The sequence below is a fragment of the Streptomyces sp. NPDC002577 genome, from assembly GCF_053594815.1.
The window spans coordinates 25,590-44,950 of record NZ_JBSFWK010000009.1 but is presented as its reverse complement, the minus strand read 5'-3'; the positions used below and the strand labels follow the sequence as shown (position 1 = coordinate 44,950).

Genomic DNA, 19,361 nt, shown 5'->3' with positions numbered 1-19,361 from the left:
AACGCTACGTCACCGAACGTCCGCATCCAGTCACCCACACGCGTGGAAACTGGTGCGGCGAACGCATACTCGGCAATACATCAACGCGCCTTCCCCGGAAGGGCGTTCATGCCAGACGGACACAACAGAGCGATAGCGGCAAAGCAGACACAGGGCACCGAAGACGGCGCGCTCACAGCACAGCCGGCACCCTCACACCCACGCGTGTACGGGTCGCCACAAGCTGACCCTCCTGCGGGTACGCATGCCACGTACGCCAGTGCACCTGCCCCTCGTGGCGCTGGGCCAGCATCGCGGTGAACGCATAGGGGCTGCCGGGGAAGACGCCCGCCAGACCGTTCGGATGGTCGGCGACCAGCGCCAGAAGCTCCTGCGCGCGGCCTGCGAAGGAGCCCGGCGAGAGCGTCTCGACGCGCGCCGCGAACTCGTACTCCCACTCGCCGACGCGCTTGGCGACTCCGAGCGGCAGCGGCGTGCTGCTGCCCGGGATACAGGCGACGGTCTCCGAGCAGGTGCCCTGCTCCTCCTCCAGGAGCACTTGGTGGGACGCACCGAGGAGCCTCAGCTGCAGGTTGGCCCCCGGAAGGTCGACATCGAGAGTGGCGAGCGCGGGGAGCGGCTCCCTTCCGAGGGCCCAGGCGAGGTCGGCCGCACGCGTGTCGGTATAGGCGGTGTGGAGGGTGGTGAGCATGGGGGGGCTCCGCATAACACGCAAAAAGGGGGAGGCCGGCGCGCCCCCGGAAGACACCAGGAGATCGGCCCGGTCGGCCACCGGGCGATCGGGTGAGCCGGCTCGCGCCCACGAGTTGTTCCCAGGCGCGTTGACGGTCACGGAAAGCTGTGTTGACTGTTAAGAGCGACTATGTTGACGGTTAAAAGGAAATCATGAACAACAGCAGTGTCACAGCGCTTTTACCCAACTTGGCAAGCTTTCCATCCGCGCGAGGGCCCCACTGCTCACCTGTTCAACTGCACTGCGCCCGCAGGGGACTTGCCCTGCGGGCGGAGTTCTGCCAGGCAGGCCGGGCCGCTTCCGATGGCGAACCTGCGTCGTACGGACTGATGTGTCACGTGCGGAGGGGTAGCGCGCTCCAGTCACCGCGCGCCCCCGTCTCCGCACTTCGCTGTAGCGCGCTCCAGTCGCCGAGCGTCGCACACCTCCCCACTTCGGTGTAGCGCGCTCCAGTGACCCCGTGCGATGACCGGCCCCCTCAGGAGCCGCCTCCGCAGCCGCCGCCACCGCCGCACGAGGAACCGCCCCCGCACGAGGAGCCACCTCCGCACGACGAGCCGCTGCAGGACGAACTGCTGCCGCACGACGCAGACCCACCCGAGTCACCGCCGCCGGCCCACCAGCCGCCGTCCGACGAACGCCGCGAACGCGAGCTTCGTCCGGCCTTCCGGACGTTCCTCCTGTTGTCGTTCTTCGTCGCTGCCACCAGCATCAGGACGATCGCGAAGGCGACCACTGCCGCCAGGATGATGCCTGTTTCCATGGCTTCATCCCTCCTTTCGTTCCCCCGAAGCAGGCCCCCCGTGGACCCTCGCTTCCCGCGTGGCAGGGGGATGCCCCCGGCCTCGCGGGACCAAAGCAGAGTTGAGGAAGTCCAGAGGTTCGGCGCAGGATGGCGGCCATGACCTCCTCTTTCGGCTCCTCCCCGGCGTCCGGGGCGGAGCGGCGCCCGCTGCTCAACCGCCGCCTGGCCGAGTTCGGTACGACGATCTTCGCGGAGATGTCCGCGCTCGCCGTACGGACCGGCTCGATCAACCTCGGCCAGGGCTTCCCCGACACCGACGGCCCGGAGGAGGTCCGCGAGGCCGCGGTCAGGGCGCTGCGCGACGGGCGCGGCAACCAGTACCCGCCGGGCCCGGGCGTGCCCGAGCTGCGCCAGGCGATCGCCGCGCACCAGCAGCGCCGGCACGGGCTGTCGTACGACCCCGACACCGAGGTCCTCGTCACGGCAGGCGCGACGGAGGCGATCGCGGCATCGCTGCTGGCGCTGGTCGAGCCCGGCGACGAGGTGGTGGCGCTCGAGCCGTACTACGACTCCTACGCCGCGTGCATCGCGATGGCCGGCGGCACCCGCGTGCCCGTCACGCTGCGCCCGCACGAGGGCACCGAGGGCGACGGCGGCGAGGTGCACCGGCGGTTCCGGCTGGACCTCGACGAGATGCGCGACGCGGTCACCGACCGCACGCGCCTGCTGCTGATCAACACCCCGCACAACCCGACGGGCACGGTGCTCACCCGCGAGGAGCTCTCCGCGATCGCGGAGCTGGCCGTGGAGCGCGATCTCCTCGTGGTCACGGACGAGGTGTACGAGCATCTGGTCTTCGACGACGCCGAGCACATCCCGCTCGCCACGTTCCCGGGCATGCGGGAGCGGACGGTCACCATCGGCAGCAGCGGGAAGACGTTCTCGTTCACCGGCTGGAAGGTCGGCTGGGTGACGGGGTCGCCGGAGCTGGTCGGCGCGGTCCGCTCGGCCAAGCAGTTCCTGACGTACGTCTCGTCGGGCCCGTTCCAGTACGCGGTGGCCGAGGCACTTGCGCTGCCCGACTCGTACTTCGAGAGCTTCCGCCACGACATGCAGGCCAAGCGCGACCTGCTGAGCGAGGGGCTGGCGGAGGCCGGGTTCGCGGTCTACCGGCCGGCCGGCACGTACTTCGTGACGACCGACATCCGGCCGCTCGGCGAGTCCGACGGCTTCGCGTTCTGCCGGTCGCTGCCGGAGCGCGCCGGGGTGGTCGCCATCCCCAATGCCGTGTTCTACGACCACCGGGCCGCGGGTGCACCCTTTGTCCGTTTTGCGTTCTGCAAGCGCAAGGATGTGCTGGTGGAAGCCGTCGGCAGGCTCGGGCGGCTGGCGCTCACCGGCTGAACGCGTCGTGGAGGAAAGCGGCGACGACAGCCCACGTCGGTTCCACCGGGCGGCCGTCGTCCGCCGCGCCGTCGAGCGACGAGTAGCGGCGGGCGCCGTCGGCCGCGCCGGACCCGGCCAGGAAGGAACGCCACTGGCCGTGTCCCCCGCGCGGCAGTCCAACCAGGTCCACCTGGCGCCGGTGGCGCCGCGCGGCCCGCAGCAGCGACAGGCTCTGGCCGTAGGGGACGAGCGGGTCGCGTTCCCCGTGCAGCAGCAGCACCGGCGGGCTGTCCGGCCCGAGACGGTGCAGCGGGCTCGCCCGGCGCGCCAGGTCCGGCAGAGTGGTGAGCGGGCCGCCGAGCAGCCGGGACTCCGGGGACGACGGGTCGGCGTGGCTGCTGAAGCGGCCCCCTGACCAGCGGGCCAGCGCCCGGCCCGCGACCGGTGGCGCCTGGGCGTCCATGCTCAGCAGATCCGTGGGCGGGTAGAAGGCCACCGCCGCCCGCGGTGCCCCGGCCCGCCCGGCCCCGGTGAACGCCGCCATCAGAGCGAGCCAGCCGCCGGACGACTCCCCCATCACGGCGAACCGGCCGGGGTCCAGGCCGTGCCGGACGGCCGCCGGACCGGCCAGGTACCGGACGGCCGCGGCAAGGTCGTGCAGCTGGCCGGGGAATCGCGCGTGGTCGCTGGAGCGCACCGCGACGCCTGCCACCGCGATGCCCCTGGGGACCAGCTGCGCGGCGACCTCGTCGGTGCCGTCCCTGCCGTTGTCCGCCAGCCAGCCCGACCCGTGCGACCAGAGCACCACGGGGAACGGGCCGGGCCCCGGCGGCAGATGCAGGTCGAGCAGCCGCCCCGCGCCGCCGGGCACGTCCGGCGGCGCGTACGCGAGGTCGAGCAGCGGTGTCCGTGCAACGGCCTGCCCGCTCATCCGATGGGCAACCCGGTGTAGTTCAGGGCGAGTTCGGTCTCGGCCGTCGGCGAGGACACGAGGCGGCGCAGCTGTGCCAGCTGGATCCTCGCGTCGAAATCGGAGTGCGCCGGGTCCGTGTGCATCATCGTGGTCATGAACCACGAGAAGTGCTCCGTCTGCCACACCCTGCGCAGACACGTCTCGGAGTAGCTCTCCAGCAACTCGGCCGAGCCGGTACGCGCCCATGCGTCCAGGGCCCGGGCGAGCACGGCGACGTCCGCGAACGCGAGGTTGAGGCCCTTGGCCCCGGTCGGCGGCACGATGTGGGCCGCGTCGCCGGCCAGGAAGACGTTCCCGTACCGCATCGGCTCGAAGACGTAGCTGCGCATCGGCACCACCGACTTGGCGGTGATGGGGCCGTGCTGCAGCTCCCAGTCGCCGTCGTCGACGGCGAGGCGCTCGTCCAGCTCCTTCCAGATGCGTTCGTCGGGCCAGTCGTCGGGCTGGGTGCCCGGCGGCACCTGGAGGTAGAGCCGGGTGACCGACGGCGGGCGCATGCTGTGCAGGGCGAAGCCGCGCGGCGAGTGGGCGTAGATCAGCTCGTGCCCGGAGGGCGGGACGGCCGCCAGGATGCCCAGCCAGGAGTACGGGTAGGTCCGCTCGAAGACCCGGCCCACGTCCTCGGGCACGCAGTTCCTGACCACGCCGTGGAAGCCGTCGCAGCCCACGACGTAGTCGCACTCCAGGGTCTGCTCCCGGCCCTCGTGCCGGAACCTCAGCCGCGGCGCCGGGGTGTCGGCGCCCTCCACTTCGAGCACCTGCGCGTCGAACAGCAGCGGTGCGCCGTCGGCCAGCTGGAGCGCGATGAGGTCCTTGACGATCTCGGTCTGCGGGTACGTCATCACCGTCCGACCGCCGGTCAGCGCCGGGAAGTCCATGCGGTGCCGGCCGCGGTCGAAGCGTAACTGGATGCCCCGGTGCACTAAGCCCTCGGCGTCCATGCGGGCGCCCGCCCCGCACTCCCGCAGCAGCTCCACACTGGCCCACTCCAGGGTGCCCGCGCGCTGCCGCCGCTCCACGTAGTCCCGGTCCCGCGCCTCCAGGACGACGCAGTCGATGCCCGCGCGGTGCAGCAGCCGGGCCAACAGCAGCCCCGCCGGACCGCCGCCGACGATGCCAACCGTGGTGCGCATCATTTCCTCCGTGATGGTGCGGCATCGGGGGCCGCCTCGGACAGGGGGACGTAGCGGGGGTTGAAGCGCTCGTGGACGTAGAGTTCGGCGCCGTCGTCGCAGTGGATGACGTACTTCTTGTACGCGCACGCGGCCCCGGCGTCCGACAGCGGCCACCGGTCGAGGCCGTGCGCCAGCAGGGTGCGGAACTGCAGGGTCCCGCGGCCCCGTAACTGACGTCCGATGGGGGCGTCCTCGACCGACCGGGTCAGCCAGGGAACCGAACCCTCCCGGAAGACGACCTCGTTGACGCTGATCGGCTCCTCGCCCGGGACCACGAGCGACGAGCGCCGCACGACGCACCGCTCCCCGTCCGACACCCGCAGCGTGCGCCTCACCTCGTCGGCCAGGCCGCCGGCGGCGACCGGCTCCTGGCCGTGGACGGTCAGCTCGACCTGGACCCCGACCAGGGATTCGAGCAGCACGGTGGTGGACCCCTCGCTCTCCAGGAGCATCCGGGTCACGGGCGGCAGGACCGCCACCTGGCTCTGTGTCATACGCCCTTGAGCACCTTTCCGGTCGCGGAGCGGGCGAGCTCGGCCACGAACTCGACCCTCCTCGGGAGTTGATGACTCGTCAGTCGAGATCGGCACCAGGCCACGATGTCCTCCTCGGTGACCGCGCCCGCGGCCACCACCCGGGCCATCGGCACCTGCCCCCGTGAGGCGTCCGCGACGGCGAGCACCTGCACCTCCGACACGGCCGGGTGAGCGGCCACGACGCGTTCGATCTCCAGCGGGCTGACCTTCTTGCCCGCCACGTTGATGAGGTTGCGCAGCCGCCCCGTGAGCCGGATCCGCCGGTCCTCGACGAACGCCAGATCACCGGTGCGGTACCAGCCCTGCGTCTGCTCCAGCGGTACGACGCCGTCCTGGCCGAGGTAGCCGACGGCCAGGGAGTCCGTGAGCAGCAGCAGCTCTCCCCCGAAGTCCACCCCTTCGACCGGCACGGCTCTGGCGTCGAGGCCGGGCAGCAGCGTGCCCACGTCCCCCTCCGAGAAATCCGGTCCGACCCGGACCAGGGAGATCGCGCCGGTCTCCGACGACCCGTATCCGTTGTGCAGGGCGAAGTCGAAGCGCTCCGCCAGGGCCCTTGCCGTGTCGGTGGGCAGCGGCGCCCCGGAGGACACCGCCCGCCGCAGCCGCGGCAGTTCGGGGGTGCGGGCGGACGTCGCGAGCAGCCCGCAGTGGAACGGCAGGGTGACCAGGGAGTCCGCGTCGTGCTCCCGCACGGCGCGCACCAGCGACGACAGGGTCGACCTGGGCGGGGTGAAGCGGGCCACGGCCCCGTGCAGCAGCGGCGCGAGGAGCCCGTACGTGAATCCGTAGGGATGGAAGACGGGGGTGCTGACCGACACCGGCACCCCGGTCCCGTACCGCATGAACGCCCCGATGCGGCGGCAGTCGGCGAGGACCACGGAGGCGGGGCGCACCACCCCGGTCGGCGTTCCGGTCGAGCCGGACGTCAGGAAGATCTGGGCCCCGTCCGCGATCCCCGGCGGCACCGGCCGCTCGGGTGCCCGCTCGAACCACAGCGGCAGCTCGCCGTCCGGGTCCCAGGCGGTTCCGGACGACGAGTCGTCGCGCACCACGACGCCCGGGTGGGACGGTGCCGCCGCCGGATCGCCGTGCAGGACGGGAAGCCCGGCGAGATCACAGGCCAGGCTCACCACCGCGCGGGCGGCCGGGCCCGCGACATGGGCGGCGATCAGGTCGGGGCCCGGCGCACGGTGCCGGCCCAGGTGGTCCGCGAGACGCTCGGCGTGCCCGAGCAGCTGCGCGTAGGTCCAGGTCCGGCGCTGGGCCACGAGGGCCGGCCGGGCGCCGTCCCCCGCTGCGGCGCGGACGGCCGCGAACAGGCTCATCCGTCGCCCTCCGTCCCGCCGGCCGCCGCCACAAAGCCGACGATCTTGTCCAGGGAGTCGAAGTTCTCGAAGGCGAGCTTCTCGTCGTCGATCTCCAGGCCGTACTCCTCCTCGAGCCACGACAGCAGTTCCAGCAGGGCCAGCGAGTCGAATCCGGGCCGGTCGGCCAGGCGGCCGACAGCCTCCGGTGCGACACCGTCGAGCTCGGGCAGCAGCAGGCGCAGCCGCTCCAGGACGTTCTGGGTCACCTTCTCCTGGTCACTCATCCGCGTACTCCACGTCCTCGGCACACGCCGCAGTCGTCAGAACCATTTCGAATCGCTGAAGGACGTCGCGCAGGTCGTCGCCGGTGAGATCGGCGGTGTCGGTGCCCAACGTCATCCGGGCCGTGTCCGACAGCTCCCAGATGTCGAACTTCAACTCGTCGCATTTCTGCGGTGCCGTCCCGTGCAGGGCGAAGAACTCGCTTGCGTCCGGCAGCTTCCGCAGTTCCTCGCGGGTGATCCCGGCATGGGAGTCGAGCCCCGCGCGGGCCCCGTTCGGGGCGCCCGGATACAGGTCGCCCGGGCCCACGATCCGCAGATTCACCACGTAGGGCAGGGCGAAGTCGCCCACCCGTCGCCGCCGCTCGTCGTCGACCGCGCGCGCCTGGCGGACCGGGTCGAAGCGCCCGTAGCGGTAGGCGCGCAGACAGGCCGCTCCGGCCTGCCGGCACAGCGCGCCGAAGTCGTCGTGGCCCGTGTCGACGGTGACCGCGGTGCGCTGATGGAGATTGGTGACCGTGAGCCGGGTCTCGGGGTGGTCCCGGTTCCCGCTGACCAGGCTGAGGGTGCGGCTGCCGACGGGCGAGCGGTCGTCGAGCACCTTGGCGTACGCGGCGAGCAGCACCGCGCCCGCGGAGACACCGTGGTGCCGGGCGAGCCGGTGGCACGCGGCGGCCACCGCACGAGAGTTGAGCGCCCACTGCCGGTACGGATATCCGCCCGACGCGTCGGGGGTGCCCGGGGCCAGCCGGGCCGAGCGGGCGGCCTCCAGCTGTCTGCGGTGGTAGGCGTCGGCGCGCTCGGCGTGCCGCTGCTGTGCGGGGGTCTGCTCGTGCGCGGCGATCTCACGCGGCTGGCGCACGGGCGGCAGCTCGGCCCCCGGATCGAGGCTCAGCCGCCGGATCTCCTCGCAGACGATCCCGGCTGCGAGCCCGTCCGCGCTGACGTGGTGCAGGGCGAGCACCACCCGCCGCGGCGTCCCGTCGACGCAGACCAGGGCGGTGCGCAGCGGCAGTTCGTCGGGCCCGAACAGCGGCAGTGCGATCTGCTCGGAGACCTGTCCGGTGACCGCCGCGACCTCGTCGGCCGGGCAGTCGAACTCCACCACGGTCAGGGCGCCTTCGGCCCGTACCACCTGCATCCGCCGGGCGTCCGCGGCCGCCGCCGGATAGTGCGTACGCAGCGCCTCGTGCCGCTCCACCACCCGGCGCACGGCGTCGAGGGCGCCGCTCAGGGTGGTGCCGGGTTCGAGCGGGGCGTGCATCCGCACGTTGTAGTTCTGCGGCGCCGAGGTGCCGTCGCCCTCGATCTCGTCGAGCACCCACGCTTGCGCCCAGGCGAGCGGATGGCTGCCGGCGTGCTCGCCCCGGAAGGCGACACGGTGCTGCCGGGTACGTCTCATGCGAGTACCAGTCCTCACTCACTGTGTCCGAACTTGTGTTCGAAATTACGTTCGAAGCTGTGCCGGAAGCTGTGTCCGAAGTGTCGGAAGCTGTGTCGGAAGCCGCTCGGGGTCAGGAATCGGCCGACGCGTACGCGGTGGCCTGGATTCCGTACAACTCGGCGTACCGGCCGCCGACGGCGACCAGTTCGTCATGGGTGCCGGACTCGACGATCCGGCCCTTGTCGAGCACCAGGATCAGATCGGCGCCGTTCACCGTGGAGAAGCGGTGGGAGACGATCAGGGTGATCGCCCCGGTGCGGCCCGCCAGTTCCCTGGCCCACGTCATGTACCGCTGGAAGATCTCCTGTTCGCTGGGGGCGTCCAGGGAGGCGGTCGGCTCGTCGAGCAGGAACAGCAGGGGGGTGCGGCGCATCGACGCCCGGCCGAGCGCGGTCTTCTGCCACTGCCCCTCCGACAGGTCGACCCCGTCGAATCTGCGGCCCAGCTGGGTGTCGAGGCCCTGCGGCAGGCGGGCCACGAAGCGGTCCCCGTCCGCGGCGCGCACCGCCTCGGCGATGCGGTCCCGGTCGTCGAGGTGCGGCAGGTCCCCGAGGCCGATGTTCTCGGCCAGGACCGTCTCGAACCTGCCGAAGTCCTGGAAGGCGGCGCTGATCCGGGATCGCCAGGCGGCGGTGTCCAGCTCGCCGAGGTCCGTGCCGTCGACCCGCACCGCGCCCCGGTCCGGCCGGTAGAACCTGCACAGCAGCTTGGCGAGCGTGGTCTTGCCCGAGCCGTACTCGCCGACGACCGCGACGACGCTGCCCGCGGGCAGCGTGACGCTGATGCCCTCCAGGGCGGGCCGGCCGGTGCCCGGGTAGGTGTAGGTGACGTCCTCGAACTCGATGCCCTCCTTCAGCACGGTCGGCGCGGGCAGCGTCCCGGCCTGCTTGGCCCGTTCGGCGGCGACGTAGGCGCGCAGCCACAGGAAGGGTTCGATGAGCCGTCCGCCGCGTGAGCTGGAGGTGGTCTGGGCGACGACGGCATGGACGGACTGGCGCAGGCTGGTGGCGACGGTGACGGCGAGCACGATGTCGCCCGCGCCGCCGTGCCCCGCCGCGGCCCGGTGGACCACCAGGGCGAGCCCCGCGGTGAAACCGGTGGTGAACACCACCCAGCCCACCAGCTTCCACACCGCTGCCGTCACCCGGGCCCGGGTCCGCTCGGCCATCGCCTCCCGCCACGCCGCCGACTGCCGCGCGACCAGTTCACGCCCGGCACCCGCGACCCGGATCTCCTTGCCGCCGCCCGGCTCCGTGGCCAGGTCGAAGAGTTTCTCCTGGAGCCGGTAGGACTCGGCAGTGGCGGTTTCCGCGTCCCGTACGGCGGCCTGGCCGCGGTGGTCCGACCAGACGGGGACGGCGGCGAACACCAGCAGGAACAGCAGCCAGGGGCTGACCGAGCCCAGCAGGAACAGCAGCACCGAGAGCTGCAGCGCGGTGAAGACGGTGCCGACGGCCGACCAGGTGGACTGCATGAGGCCCCACGCGGAACCCCGCAGCACGGTGATCCGGTCCAGGACGTCGGTGCGTTCGAGGTGGTCGAGCCCTTCCAGGGTGGCGACGTCGCGGTAGATCCGCGGCTGCAGCTCCAGCAGCGCCACCTTCTCCAGGGCGACGGCGGTGACATTGGTCCGCATGTCCTCGGTGACCGCCATGACGGCGTAGACCGTGGCCGCCCCGGCACCGGCGGCGGCCGCCGCGCCCGCCTGTTCCCGCAGGGCGGCGTCGACGCACCGGCTGAGCAGCAGCGACACGGAGGCTATCGAGACGACCGAGACCAGATGCAGACCGAACACGGCGGCCGTGAGCCCCGGCACCCGGCGCCAGGACAGCCGCAGCAGCTCCGCCCAGAGCTTCACGTACGTCGTCATCGCGCCTCCCCCTCCATGAGGTCCATGAGCTGTTCGTCGCCGTGGTCCGCCCCGCGGGCGAACCGTTCGGCCTGGATGGCGAACATCCGCGCATAGCCGCCGCCGAGACGCATGAGCTCGTCGTGGGTGCCCGACTCGGTGATCCGGCCGCCGTCGAGCAGGACGATGCGATCGGCCTGGCGCACCGTGGAGAGCCGGTGCGAGATCAGTACGACGCTCGCCTGCGACTTGCGGGCGGCCAGCCGCTCGAAGACCTCGAACTCGGTGCGGACGTCGAGGTGCGCGGTCGGCTCGTCGAGGACGAGCAGCCCCGCACCGGCCCGCAGCGCGTACAGGGCGCGGCCGAGCACCACCTGCTGCCACTGCCCGCCGGACAGGTCGACCCCGCCGGTGCGCGAGCGGGCGAGGGGGGTCTGCCAGCGCTGCGGCAGCCGGTCGACCAGGGTGTCGAGTCCGGCATCGCGGGCCGCCGCCTCGACGGCCTCCTGGTCGGGGGGTGCCGTGGCCTTGCCGAGGGTCACGTTGTCGGCGGCGGTCAGCGGGTACTTCACGAAGTCCTGGAAGACCACCGACATGCGTCTGCGCCACTGGTCCACGCCGAGTTCCGCGATGTCCGTGCCGTCCGCCGTGATCCTGCCGGACGTCGGGTCGTACAGGCCGGACAGCAGCTTGATGAGGGTCGACTTGCCCGCCCCGTTGAGTCCCACGATCGCCAGGAGTTCACCAGGGCAGATCTCCAGGTCGATCCCGTCCAGGACGGTGCGGCCGATTCCGGGGTAGGCGAAGGAGACGTTCTCGAAGCGGACGCGGGGCGGGCCGGCCGGTACGGGGGAGGACCCGGCCGGCCCCTCGGCGGCGGGTTCGAGTACCCGGCCGAGTTCGTCGTGGGCGCGCAGGCACTCCAGAGCGCCATGGGTGTCGCGGACGCCCTCGCCGTACTTGAGCACCTGGTAGACCGACCACCCGGCGGCGAGGACCGCCGTCTCGGTCTCGACCGTGGCCTCGCCCCGCGCCGCCGCGGCGGCCACGGACGCGAACGTCACCAGCAACGGCACGCCGACCAGCAGGAGCTGGCTCCACTCGCGGCGGGCCGTGCGCAGCCCGGCGCCCCATACCGGGCCGAACATCGTCCGTGTGTGGTCGAGCGCCCGCTCGGTCGCCCAGTCGCCGAGCCCGTAGACCCGGATCTCCTTGCCCTCGCCCGCCGACAGCGACGCCGCCTGCCAGACCCCGGCGCGGAAGCCGTGGATGAGGCCCGCGCGCCACAACTGGCCATAGGCCAGGGCTTGTTGGCTGCGCAGTACGTGGTTGAGGACCGCGGGAGCGAGCAGCAGGGGGATCGCCCACCACGCGTAGCGGGCGAGGACCCCGCACGAGGCGATCAGGCCGATCATGCTCGCCGCGAGCCGTAACTGGGCCAGCGCCCCTGCTGCGGGGGTGCGTTCGGTCCAGTTCTCGGGCATCGCCTTTGCGGCCCTGACCAGTTGCTGCGCGCGCTGCCCCTCCAGTGCGCCGATGGTCGGTCCGAGCGCGGCGAGGCGCATCACACGGGTGCGGTGCGCGCCGTCGATCCGGGCCCGTATCGCGAAGTCCAGCGGTTCCGCGGCCGATTCGAGCAGATGACCCGCAAGCAGCGCGGCACCGAAGGCGAGCAGCGGCCCCAGGGCGGCGGCCAGCAGACCGGACGACGCCGGCCGCCCCACCGCGTCCACCAGGGCGCCCATGGACAGCGCCGTCGCCGCGGGGACCAGCCCCTCGAGCAGCACCAGCACCGCCATCGCGCTCACCAACGGGCGGCCCGCCGCAGGGAGTTCCCTGAATAATCGCACCCTGCCGAACAGAAAACGCACAGAAACCACCATCGTCGAAGCGATTCACCAAGGTTCGTCGAGCGTGACGAAAGGACGGCCTCGATCTGCCGCACCCCAAGGTCACACAGGGGTATTACGCGGCAAAGAGCCCGATATAAAGCGAAACGAGTGGTGCTCAAGACACGTGAGATACACGTGGGAAGTGCATGGGAAGTACATGCTGTCTGTCGAAGCGCTTCAACATTGGCATGGACACGTAGTTGCGTCAACACCTCATCTCACCAGGTGAGTTGAGGACTTCGCGGAAATCAAACACAGACCAACATGACTCATGTCATCATCTGCCGCATGACCCAGCCATCGGCCGCGGCCCGCACGCCGCGCTCATCCGGCATGTCCAGAAGACGCCTGCTCAGCATCGCTACGGGCTCCGCGGCGGGGACGATCCTCACCACGGCCGCGTTCACTCCGTACATGCTCAACGCCGGGGACGCCGGCGCCTCCGAGGCCCCCACGACCACGCCGCTGCCCGTGCCTCCTGAGCTCAATTCGACCCGGTTACACGGCACTTCGGTGTTCCGCCTGGAGATGCGCTCCGGCACGCACGAAGTGCTGCCGGGCGTCGCCAGCGAGACCCGCGGCTTCAACGGCACCTTCCTGGGACCGACGATCCGCCTGCGCGACGGCGAGCGCGTACGGATGGAGGTCACCAACCGCATCGGCGAGGACACCACCGTCCACTGGCACGGCGGCCATGTCCCGCCGCGCGAGGACGGCGGCATGCAGACCTCGTTCGCCGACGGCACCACCTGGACGCCCGAGTTCACCGTCAACCAGCAGGCCGCCACACTCTGGTACCACCCGCACCCCATGGGCGCATCGGCCCGGCAGCTCGCCCAGGGCCTCGCCGGAATGCTGATCGTCGACGACGACTCCCCGGCCTCCCGGGCCCTGCCGCACGACTACGGCGTCGACGACATCCCGGTCGTCCTCCAGTGCATGGCGACCGACCCGGCCGGCACCCTCAAGTACGACTTCGACGGCTACAACGAGGAGAACGTGACCTTCCCCGTCCTCACGAACGGGGTGAACGTGGAGGGCACCACCCTCACGCACCGGGCGGCACGCACCCGGTTGCGGCTGCGCTTCCTCAATGCCTCGCTCTCGGACGTCTTCACCGTCTCCCGCGCCGACGGCGCACCCCTCACCCAGGTCGCCACAGAGTCGGCGCTGCTGCCCGAGCCCGCCCAGGTGGACTCCATACGCCTGGTGGCCGCGTCCCGCGCCGAGATCGTCATCGACGTGCGCGACGCCGTCCAGCTGCAGGCCACCGTGGAGACGGCCTGGGTCGAGGGCGGCAGCGGCACCTACCCCTTCCTGAGGCTCGATCCGCCGCGCAGCCTCGGGCGCCCCGGGCCGCTGCCGGCGCGCCTGAACACCGTAGAGCGCTTCGACACCTCAGGCGTGACGCCCCGCCAGATGACCCTGACCTGGAACTTCACAAAGAAGGGCATGGGCATCAACGGCGTGGTCGGGACCTCCATGGAGGCCATGATGTCCAACGTCGTCCATGTCCGGCTCGGCGAGCTGGAGGTCTGGGACATCGTCAACACCACGGGCCTCGAACACTCGTTCCACATCCACGGCGTCCCGTTCCAGATCGTCTCGGTCGACGGAACCGCCCCCACCGGCGTGGACCTCGGCTGGAAGGACACGGTGGAGATCCGGCCGGAGCAGACCGTGCGGATCGCCATGCGCTTCACCGACTACGCCGATGACGAGTACATGTACATGATGCACTGCCACATCACCCCGCACGAGGACGAGGGGATGATGGGGATGATCATGGTCATGGACGAGTGAGCCCCGGGGGTCCCGAGGGTTGACGAGTGAGACCCGGGGGTCCCGAGGGTTCTGGGGCGGCCGGGCCGGTGCCCGCCCCCGCGCGCGGCGCGGCCCCGTGCACCCGGCTGGGGGAATTCCGCTCGCGCTGGCGTGTCGGTGGACGGAGGGTGCGCATGTGACCTTCCCGCGCACTGTTGCCCCTGCTCCGCTCGAGGCGGCCGGTACCGCGAGTTGTGCCCGCCCGTTCCTCCCCGAGCGCGTCAAGCGCCTGGTGGGACCCCGGACGGAACGCCTCATGGCGACGGCGGCGACGGCTCTCGGGCTCTTCGTCGCTGCCCGGCTGTGCGGCGTGCTCGTCCTCGCGGCCGCCGCGCACGCCACCGGGAAGAGCACGTTCGCGCTGCTGGGACGGTCGTGGGACTCCCTGTGGTACCTCGAGATCGCCGTACACGGGTACGGCCGCACCCTGCACTTCGAGCCCGGTGTCATCCACAGCGACCTGGCCTTCTTCCCGCTCTACCCCGGCCTCGTACGGATCGTCACCGCCGTCGTGCCGGTCAGCGGGGGCGCCGCCGGACTGCTGGTCTCATGGACGGCCGCCATGGCGGCCGCCTGGGGCATGTACCGGATCGGAGTGCTGCTGCACGGACACGGCACGGCCACCCTGCTGGTCCTTCTGTGGGGCCTGCTCCCCCACTCGGTCGTCCTCTCCATGGCCTACACCGAGCCGGTGCTCACCGCCTTCGCCGCCTGGTCGCTGTACGCGGTGCTCACCGGCCGCTGGCTGTGGGCGGGGGTGCTGGCGACGCTCGCCGGGGCCTCGCGGCCGAACGGGTTCGCGGTGGCCGCCGCCGTCATCGCCGCGGCCGGGTGCGAGGTGTGGAAGCGCCGCGGCCGCGTTCCCCACAGCCTGTGGACGGGCGCGGCGCTCGCGCCGGCCGGCTGGTGCGCCTTCGTCCTGTGGGTGGGATTCCGCAAGGGCGATCCGCTCGGCGGCTATTTCGCGGTGCAGCGCGGCTGGGGCTCACGCTTCGACTTCGGCGCGGACTCGCTGGTCTTCGTCAGACACCTGCTGCTCGAAGGCGACCGGGTGGTCTTCCCCGTGACGATGGTGATCGTCGCGGCCGGCGTGCTCCTGTACGCGCTGCTGATCGCCGATCGCGCACCGCTTCCGCTGCTCGTCCACAGCGGCGTCCTGCTGCTGATCACGATCGCCGGCTCGGGGTTCTTCGAGTCCAAGCCGCGCTTCCTGCTGCCGGCGTTCCCGCTGCTGCTGCCGCTCGCGTGCGCGCTCGCGCGAACGGCGAGAGCCCGGCCGCTGCACGCCGTCCTGGTGGTCGGCGCCCTGGCCGGGCTCTCCATGGCATACGGCACGTATCTGGTCGCGATCGCCCATACGCCTCTGTGACGCCGAGCGTGCCTACTCGTCGTCTTCCTCGGGCTTCTCGGTGTTGTCGATCTCCTTCTCGAGACCGAGCTGCTCGACGAGCCAGCGGTCGAACTCGATGGCGGCCCGCACCCAGCTGACGGTCGACGACACGAAGTGCTCCAGGCTGACGCCGGTGCCGACCAGCATCTGCGCCTCGCCGATGAGACGGACCGAGCCGTCGTCGTGCGTGTGGCTGTAGACCTTGGGCCACAGGGTGCGGCGGTTCCAGTCGTCGATGGACTCGAGCAGCTGCGGCTTCTCGTCGAGCTCGTGCGGCCGGTCGTAGAACGTACGCACCGAGAAGACCTGCTGGTCGCCCTCGCCGCGGAACATGAAATACGTACGGAACTGCTCCCACGGCGCCGCGAGGTCACCCTCGTCGTCGACGACGTACTTCAGCTCCATCTGGTCGAGGAGCTGCTTCACGAGGTCCTGATCCGGGACGACAGGGCCCGCCGGTCCTTGGGGCTGCTGCCCCGGCTGGCCCCCGAAGTTCGGAATCGAGGACGGGTCGATGCTCACCGTGTTTTTCCCTTCGTACGGATCCCGCCATCCTCCCTCAGGAGGGGCGGGGCATGGCAAGCCCCGCCCCCGGTGGTTCGGGCAATCTGTGGCCGGATTCCGCTCAGAGCGTCCCTGTTCGGAAGGCCGGAAGGTCCCTGCGGTGACCCGCGGGTGACCCTCCGGTGACCCGCCGGTCAGAGCGTCTTGGCGGTGGCCGGGCCGACCAGCAGCCCGTCGCCGAAGACATCCACCCGGACCGTGTCGCCGTCCTTGACCTCGCCGGCGAGGATCTCCTTCGCGAGCCGGTCGCCGATGGCCGTCTGCACGAGGCGGCGCAGCGGCCGCGCCCCGTACGCCGGGTCGTTGCCCTCGTCCGCGAGCCACGCCAGCGCCTCGGGCGTGACCTCCAGCGTGAGGCGCCGCTCGGCCAGCCGCTTGGCGAGCCGGTCGATCTGGAGCCGGGCGATGCGCTGCAGCTCGTCCTTGTCCAGGGCGGAGAAGACCACGATGTCGTCGAGCCGGTTGAGGAACTCCGGCTTGAAGGACGCGCGGACGATCTCCAGGACCTGTTCCTTCTTCTCCTCCTCGCCCGTCGTCGGATCGACGAGGAACTGACTGCCGAGGTTCGAGGTCAGGATGAGGATGGTGTTGCGGAAGTCCACCGTCCGCCCCTGGCCGTCGGTCAGCCGCCCGTCGTCGAGGACCTGCAGCAGGATGTCGAAGACCTCTGGGTGCGCCTTCTCGACCTCGTCGAGCAGGATCACCGAGTACGGGCGGCGGCGCACCGCCTCGGTCAGCTGGCCGCCCTCCTCGTAGCCGACGTAGCCGGGGGGCGCGCCGACGAGCCGGGCGACGCTGTGCTTCTCGCCGTACTCGCTCATGTCGATACGGACCATGGCCCGCTCGTCGTCGAAGAGGAAGTCCGCGAGGGCCTTGGCCAGCTCGGTCTTGCCGACGCCGGTGGGGCCGAGGAACAGGAACGAGCCCGTCGGCCGGTCCGGGTCGGCGATACCTGCACGCGTGCGGCGTACGGCGTCGGAGACGGCCCGCACGGCCTCGGTCTGGCCGATCAGGCGCCTGCCGATCTCCTCCTCCATGCGCAGCAGCTTCTGCGTCTCGCCCTCGAGGAGCCGGCCTGCGGGGATGCCGGTCCAGGCGCCGACCACCTCGGCGATGTCGTCGGGGCCGACCTCCTCCTTGACCATCGTGTCCTTGGCGACCTCCTCCTCGGCCTCGGACGCGGCCTCCAGGTCGCGCTCCAGGGCCGGGATCTCGCCGTACAGCAGCTTGGAGGCGGTGTCGAAGTCGCCGTCGCGCTGGGCGCGTTCGGCCTGGCCGCGCAGGTCGTCGAGCTTCTCCTTCAGCTCGCCGACGCGGTTGAGGGACTCCTTCTCCTTCTCCCAGCGCGCGGTCAGCCCGCGCAGCTCCTCCTCCTTGTCGGCGAGGTCGCGGCGCAGCTTCTCGAGGCGCTCGCGCGATGCCGGGTCGGTCTCCTTCTCCAGCGCCAGCTCCTCCATCTTCAGCCGGTCCACGGCGCGCTGGAGCTCGTCGATCTCGACGGGCGAGGAGTCGATCTCCATACGCAGCCGGGACGCGGCCTCGTCGACCAGGTCGATGGCCTTGTCGGGCAGGAAGCGGGACGTGATGTACCGGTCGGAGAGGGTCGCGGCGGCCACGAGGGCGCTGTCCGCGATCTGCACCTTGTGGTGGGCCTCGTACCGCCCCTTGAGGCCGCGGAGGATCGCGATGGTGTCCTCGACGCTCGGCTCGGCGACCAGCACCTGCTGGAAGCGGCGCTCCAGGGCCGGGTCCTTCTCGATGCGCTCGCGGTACTCGTCGAGCGTGGTCGCGCCCACCATGCGCAGTTCGCCGCGCGCCAGCATCGGCTTGAGCATGTTGCCCGCGTCCATCGCGGAGTCGCCGCCGGCGCCCGCGCCGACAACGGTGTGCAGCTCGTCGATGAACGTGATGATCTGCCCGTCGGAGTCCTTGATCTCGGCGAGGACGGTCTTCAGGCGCTCCTCGAACTCACCGCGGTACTTGGCCCCGGCGACCATGGCACCAAGGTCGAGCGCGACGAGCCGCTTGTTCTTCAGCGACTCGGGGACGTCGCCCTTCACAATGCGCTGGGCGAGGCCCTCGACGACGGCGGTCTTGCCGACGCCCGGCTCGCCGATGAGGACGGGGTTGTTCTTCGTACGGCGGGACAGCACCTGCACCACGCGGCGGATCTCGTGGTCCCGCCCGATGACGGGGTCGAGCTTGCCGTCGCGCGCTGCCGCGGTGAAGTCCGTGCCGAACTTCTCCAGGGCCTTGTACTGACCCTCCGGGTCCGGTGTCGTCACCCGGCGCCCTCCCCTCGTCTTCTGGAAAGCGTCCAGCAGCTTCTTGGCGGTCGCGCCCTGCTGGGAGAGTACGTCCCCGGCCTGGCCGCCCTTGGCTGCGATACCGATGAGCAGGTGCTCCGTGGAGACGTAGTCGTCGCCGAGGCTCTTCGCGCGCTCCGCGGCATCGGCGATGACGGCCAGCAGGTCGCGGCTGGGCTGCGGCGGCGCGACGGTGGAGCCCGTGACGCTCGGCAGCGCGGAGAGCAGGCGCTCGGTGCCCGCGCGCACGGCGGCCATGTCGGCCTCGACCGCGGCGAGCAGGTCGGTGATGTTCTCGTTGTCCTGGCCCTCGAGCAGTGCCAGCAGCAGGTGTGCGGGGGTCAGGTCCGGATGCCCCTCGGTCACGGCCCGGTTGCTGGCCGCGCCGAGCGCGTCCCGGCTCCTGTTGGTCAGCTCGGCGTCCACGTTCGCTGTCTCCTCCTTGCGTCAGCCCGTCCTTGATCTGACATGGGCAACGTACACAAAGTTGAGTCTATTCCACTCAAGGCAAGCCCGGGAAGTACATTCCAACCCATGACTGCGTACCCCGTCGACCCACTCCGCCCCGACCCCGCCTACCTCAGCTTCTGGCAGGAGAGGCACCTGTGCACGTTGACGACACTCCGGCCCGACGGCACACCGCACGTGGTGCCGGTCGGGGTGACGTACGACCCGGAGGCCGGCCTTGCGCGCGTGATCACCAACAAGTCGAGCGCGAAGGTCAGGCACGTACTGGCCGCCGGGCCCGAGGGCGCGCGGGTCGCGGTCTGCCAGGTGGACGGCCGCCGCTGGGCGACGCTGGAGGGGCGGGCGACGGTGCGCACGGAGCCGGCCCACGTAGCGGAGGCCGAGCGCCGCTACGCCGAGCGCTATGGCCGCACCCCGTCGCCGAATCCCGACCGCGTGGCGATCGAGATCCGCCTGACGACGGCGATGGGCCGCGGCTGAACACCGCC

At 71.3% G+C, this 19,361-nt stretch carries 15 protein-coding genes; 4 read left to right on the top strand and 11 right to left on the bottom strand.

Annotation, left to right across the window (positions count from 1 at the left end; genetic code table 11):
• Window positions 1-172: 172 nt before the first annotated feature.
• Window positions 173-691: a DUF2617 family protein gene (locus ACWD4J_RS15090; protein WP_451395807.1), complete on the bottom strand. Its 519-nt coding sequence runs from the start codon at window positions 689-691 to the stop codon at window positions 173-175.
• Between the two features lie 934 nt (window positions 692-1,625).
• On the opposite strand from ACWD4J_RS15090, the gene ACWD4J_RS15085 reads away from it, so the two are divergent.
• The gene (locus tag ACWD4J_RS15085; protein WP_451395806.1) at window positions 1,626-2,882 is read left to right on the top strand and encodes a pyridoxal phosphate-dependent aminotransferase; all 1,257 of its coding nucleotides are present in this window, start codon (window positions 1,626-1,628) and stop codon (window positions 2,880-2,882) included.
• On the opposite strand, the gene ACWD4J_RS15080 is transcribed toward ACWD4J_RS15085, so the two are convergent.
• The 8 genes from ACWD4J_RS15080 to ACWD4J_RS15045 all read right to left on the bottom strand — a co-directional run bounded on the left by ACWD4J_RS15080 (window position 2,872) and on the right by ACWD4J_RS15045 (window position 12,312).
• On the bottom strand, window positions 2,872-3,795 hold the full coding sequence (locus ACWD4J_RS15080) for an alpha/beta hydrolase fold domain-containing protein (protein WP_451395805.1): 924 nt from the start codon (window positions 3,793-3,795) through the stop codon (window positions 2,872-2,874). The genes ACWD4J_RS15085 and ACWD4J_RS15080 overlap by 11 nt on opposite strands.
• Window positions 3,792-4,970, bottom strand: coding sequence for a 4-hydroxybenzoate 3-monooxygenase (locus tag ACWD4J_RS15075; RefSeq protein WP_451395804.1), 1,179 nt, complete (start codon window positions 4,968-4,970; stop codon window positions 3,792-3,794). Before ACWD4J_RS15075 ends, ACWD4J_RS15080 begins: the two co-directional genes overlap by 4 nt.
• Window positions 4,970-5,506 (bottom strand): hypothetical protein, encoded by a 537-nt coding sequence (locus ACWD4J_RS15070; RefSeq protein ID WP_451395803.1) that lies wholly within the window; start codon window positions 5,504-5,506, stop codon window positions 4,970-4,972. The genes ACWD4J_RS15075 and ACWD4J_RS15070 overlap by 1 nt, the downstream gene beginning before the upstream one ends.
• On the bottom strand, window positions 5,503-6,873 hold the full coding sequence (locus tag ACWD4J_RS15065; protein WP_451395802.1) for a class I adenylate-forming enzyme family protein: 1,371 nt from the start codon (window positions 6,871-6,873) through the stop codon (window positions 5,503-5,505). The genes ACWD4J_RS15070 and ACWD4J_RS15065 overlap by 4 nt, the downstream gene beginning before the upstream one ends.
• Window positions 6,870-7,139, bottom strand: coding sequence for a phosphopantetheine-binding protein (locus tag ACWD4J_RS15060; RefSeq protein ID WP_451395801.1), 270 nt, complete (start codon window positions 7,137-7,139; stop codon window positions 6,870-6,872). Before ACWD4J_RS15060 ends, ACWD4J_RS15065 begins: the two co-directional genes overlap by 4 nt.
• Window positions 7,132-8,538 (bottom strand): condensation domain-containing protein, encoded by a 1,407-nt coding sequence (locus ACWD4J_RS15055; protein WP_451395800.1) that lies wholly within the window; start codon window positions 8,536-8,538, stop codon window positions 7,132-7,134. The genes ACWD4J_RS15060 and ACWD4J_RS15055 overlap by 8 nt, the downstream gene beginning before the upstream one ends.
• Before the next feature lie 112 nt (window positions 8,539-8,650).
• Entirely contained in the window at window positions 8,651-10,450 is a 1,800-nt protein-coding gene (locus ACWD4J_RS15050) for an ABC transporter ATP-binding protein (protein ID WP_451395799.1), read from the bottom strand.
• Window positions 10,447-12,312, bottom strand: coding sequence for an ABC transporter ATP-binding protein (locus ACWD4J_RS15045; RefSeq protein ID WP_451395798.1), 1,866 nt, complete (start codon window positions 12,310-12,312; stop codon window positions 10,447-10,449). The genes ACWD4J_RS15050 and ACWD4J_RS15045 overlap by 4 nt, the downstream gene beginning before the upstream one ends.
• Before the next feature lie 297 nt (window positions 12,313-12,609).
• Here ACWD4J_RS15045 and ACWD4J_RS15040 point away from each other — a divergent pair, with 297 nt between their 5' ends.
• Together ACWD4J_RS15040 and ACWD4J_RS15035 are read left to right on the top strand one after the other, a co-directional pair.
• Complete coding sequence (locus ACWD4J_RS15040) at window positions 12,610-14,124, top strand: multicopper oxidase family protein (RefSeq protein ID WP_451395797.1); 1,515 nt, start codon at window positions 12,610-12,612, stop codon at window positions 14,122-14,124.
• Between the two features lie 277 nt (window positions 14,125-14,401).
• Window positions 14,402-15,514: a hypothetical protein gene (locus ACWD4J_RS15035; protein WP_451395796.1), complete on the top strand. Its 1,113-nt coding sequence runs from the start codon at window positions 14,402-14,404 to the stop codon at window positions 15,512-15,514.
• A gap of 12 nt (window positions 15,515-15,526) precedes the next feature.
• Here the strand turns inward: ACWD4J_RS15035 and ACWD4J_RS15030 are convergent, their stop codons facing one another.
• Both ACWD4J_RS15030 and clpB read right to left on the bottom strand, forming a co-directional pair.
• Entirely contained in the window at window positions 15,527-16,057 is a 531-nt protein-coding gene (locus ACWD4J_RS15030) for a YbjN domain-containing protein (protein ID WP_451395795.1), read from the bottom strand.
• A 176-nt stretch (window positions 16,058-16,233) separates the two neighbouring features.
• On the bottom strand, window positions 16,234-18,831 hold the full coding sequence (gene clpB, locus ACWD4J_RS15025) for an ATP-dependent chaperone ClpB (RefSeq protein ID WP_451395794.1): 2,598 nt from the start codon (window positions 18,829-18,831) through the stop codon (window positions 16,234-16,236).
• 108 nt (window positions 18,832-18,939) lie between these two features.
• Between clpB and ACWD4J_RS15020 the strand changes: the two genes are divergently transcribed.
• Complete coding sequence (locus ACWD4J_RS15020; protein WP_451395793.1) at window positions 18,940-19,353, top strand: pyridoxamine 5'-phosphate oxidase family protein; 414 nt, start codon at window positions 18,940-18,942, stop codon at window positions 19,351-19,353.
• Window positions 19,354-19,361: the final 8 nt, after the last annotated feature.

Bases quoted from the DNA above. Each gene is read 5' to 3' on its own strand.
- ACWD4J_RS15035 (WP_451395796.1), top strand. From the start codon at position 14,402: ATGGCGACGGCGGCGACGGCTCTCGGGCTCTTCGTCGCTGCCCGGCTG.
- ACWD4J_RS15060 (WP_451395801.1), bottom strand. From the start codon at position 7,139: ATGAGTGACCAGGAGAAGGTGACCCAGAACGTCCTGGAGCGGCTGCGC.
- ACWD4J_RS15085 (WP_451395806.1), top strand. From the start codon at position 1,626: ATGGCGGCCATGACCTCCTCTTTCGGCTCCTCCCCGGCGTCCGGGGCG.
- ACWD4J_RS15090 (WP_451395807.1), bottom strand. From the start codon at position 691: ATGCTCACCACCCTCCACACCGCCTATACCGACACGCGTGCGGCCGAC.
- ACWD4J_RS15050 (WP_451395799.1), bottom strand. From the start codon at position 10,450: ATGACGACGTACGTGAAGCTCTGGGCGGAGCTGCTGCGGCTGTCCTGG.
- ACWD4J_RS15045 (WP_451395798.1), bottom strand. From the start codon at position 12,312: ATGGTGGTTTCTGTGCGTTTTCTGTTCGGCAGGGTGCGATTATTCAGG.
- ACWD4J_RS15065 (WP_451395802.1), bottom strand. From the start codon at position 6,873: ATGAGCCTGTTCGCGGCCGTCCGCGCCGCAGCGGGGGACGGCGCCCGG.
- ACWD4J_RS15075 (WP_451395804.1), bottom strand. From the start codon at position 4,970: ATGCGCACCACGGTTGGCATCGTCGGCGGCGGTCCGGCGGGGCTGCTG.
- ACWD4J_RS15055 (WP_451395800.1), bottom strand. From the start codon at position 8,538: ATGAGACGTACCCGGCAGCACCGTGTCGCCTTCCGGGGCGAGCACGCC.
- ACWD4J_RS15070 (WP_451395803.1), bottom strand. From the start codon at position 5,506: ATGACACAGAGCCAGGTGGCGGTCCTGCCGCCCGTGACCCGGATGCTC.
- ACWD4J_RS15080 (WP_451395805.1), bottom strand. From the start codon at position 3,795: ATGAGCGGGCAGGCCGTTGCACGGACACCGCTGCTCGACCTCGCGTAC.
- ACWD4J_RS15040 (WP_451395797.1), top strand. From the start codon at position 12,610: ATGACCCAGCCATCGGCCGCGGCCCGCACGCCGCGCTCATCCGGCATG.
- ACWD4J_RS15020 (WP_451395793.1), top strand. From the start codon at position 18,940: ATGACTGCGTACCCCGTCGACCCACTCCGCCCCGACCCCGCCTACCTC.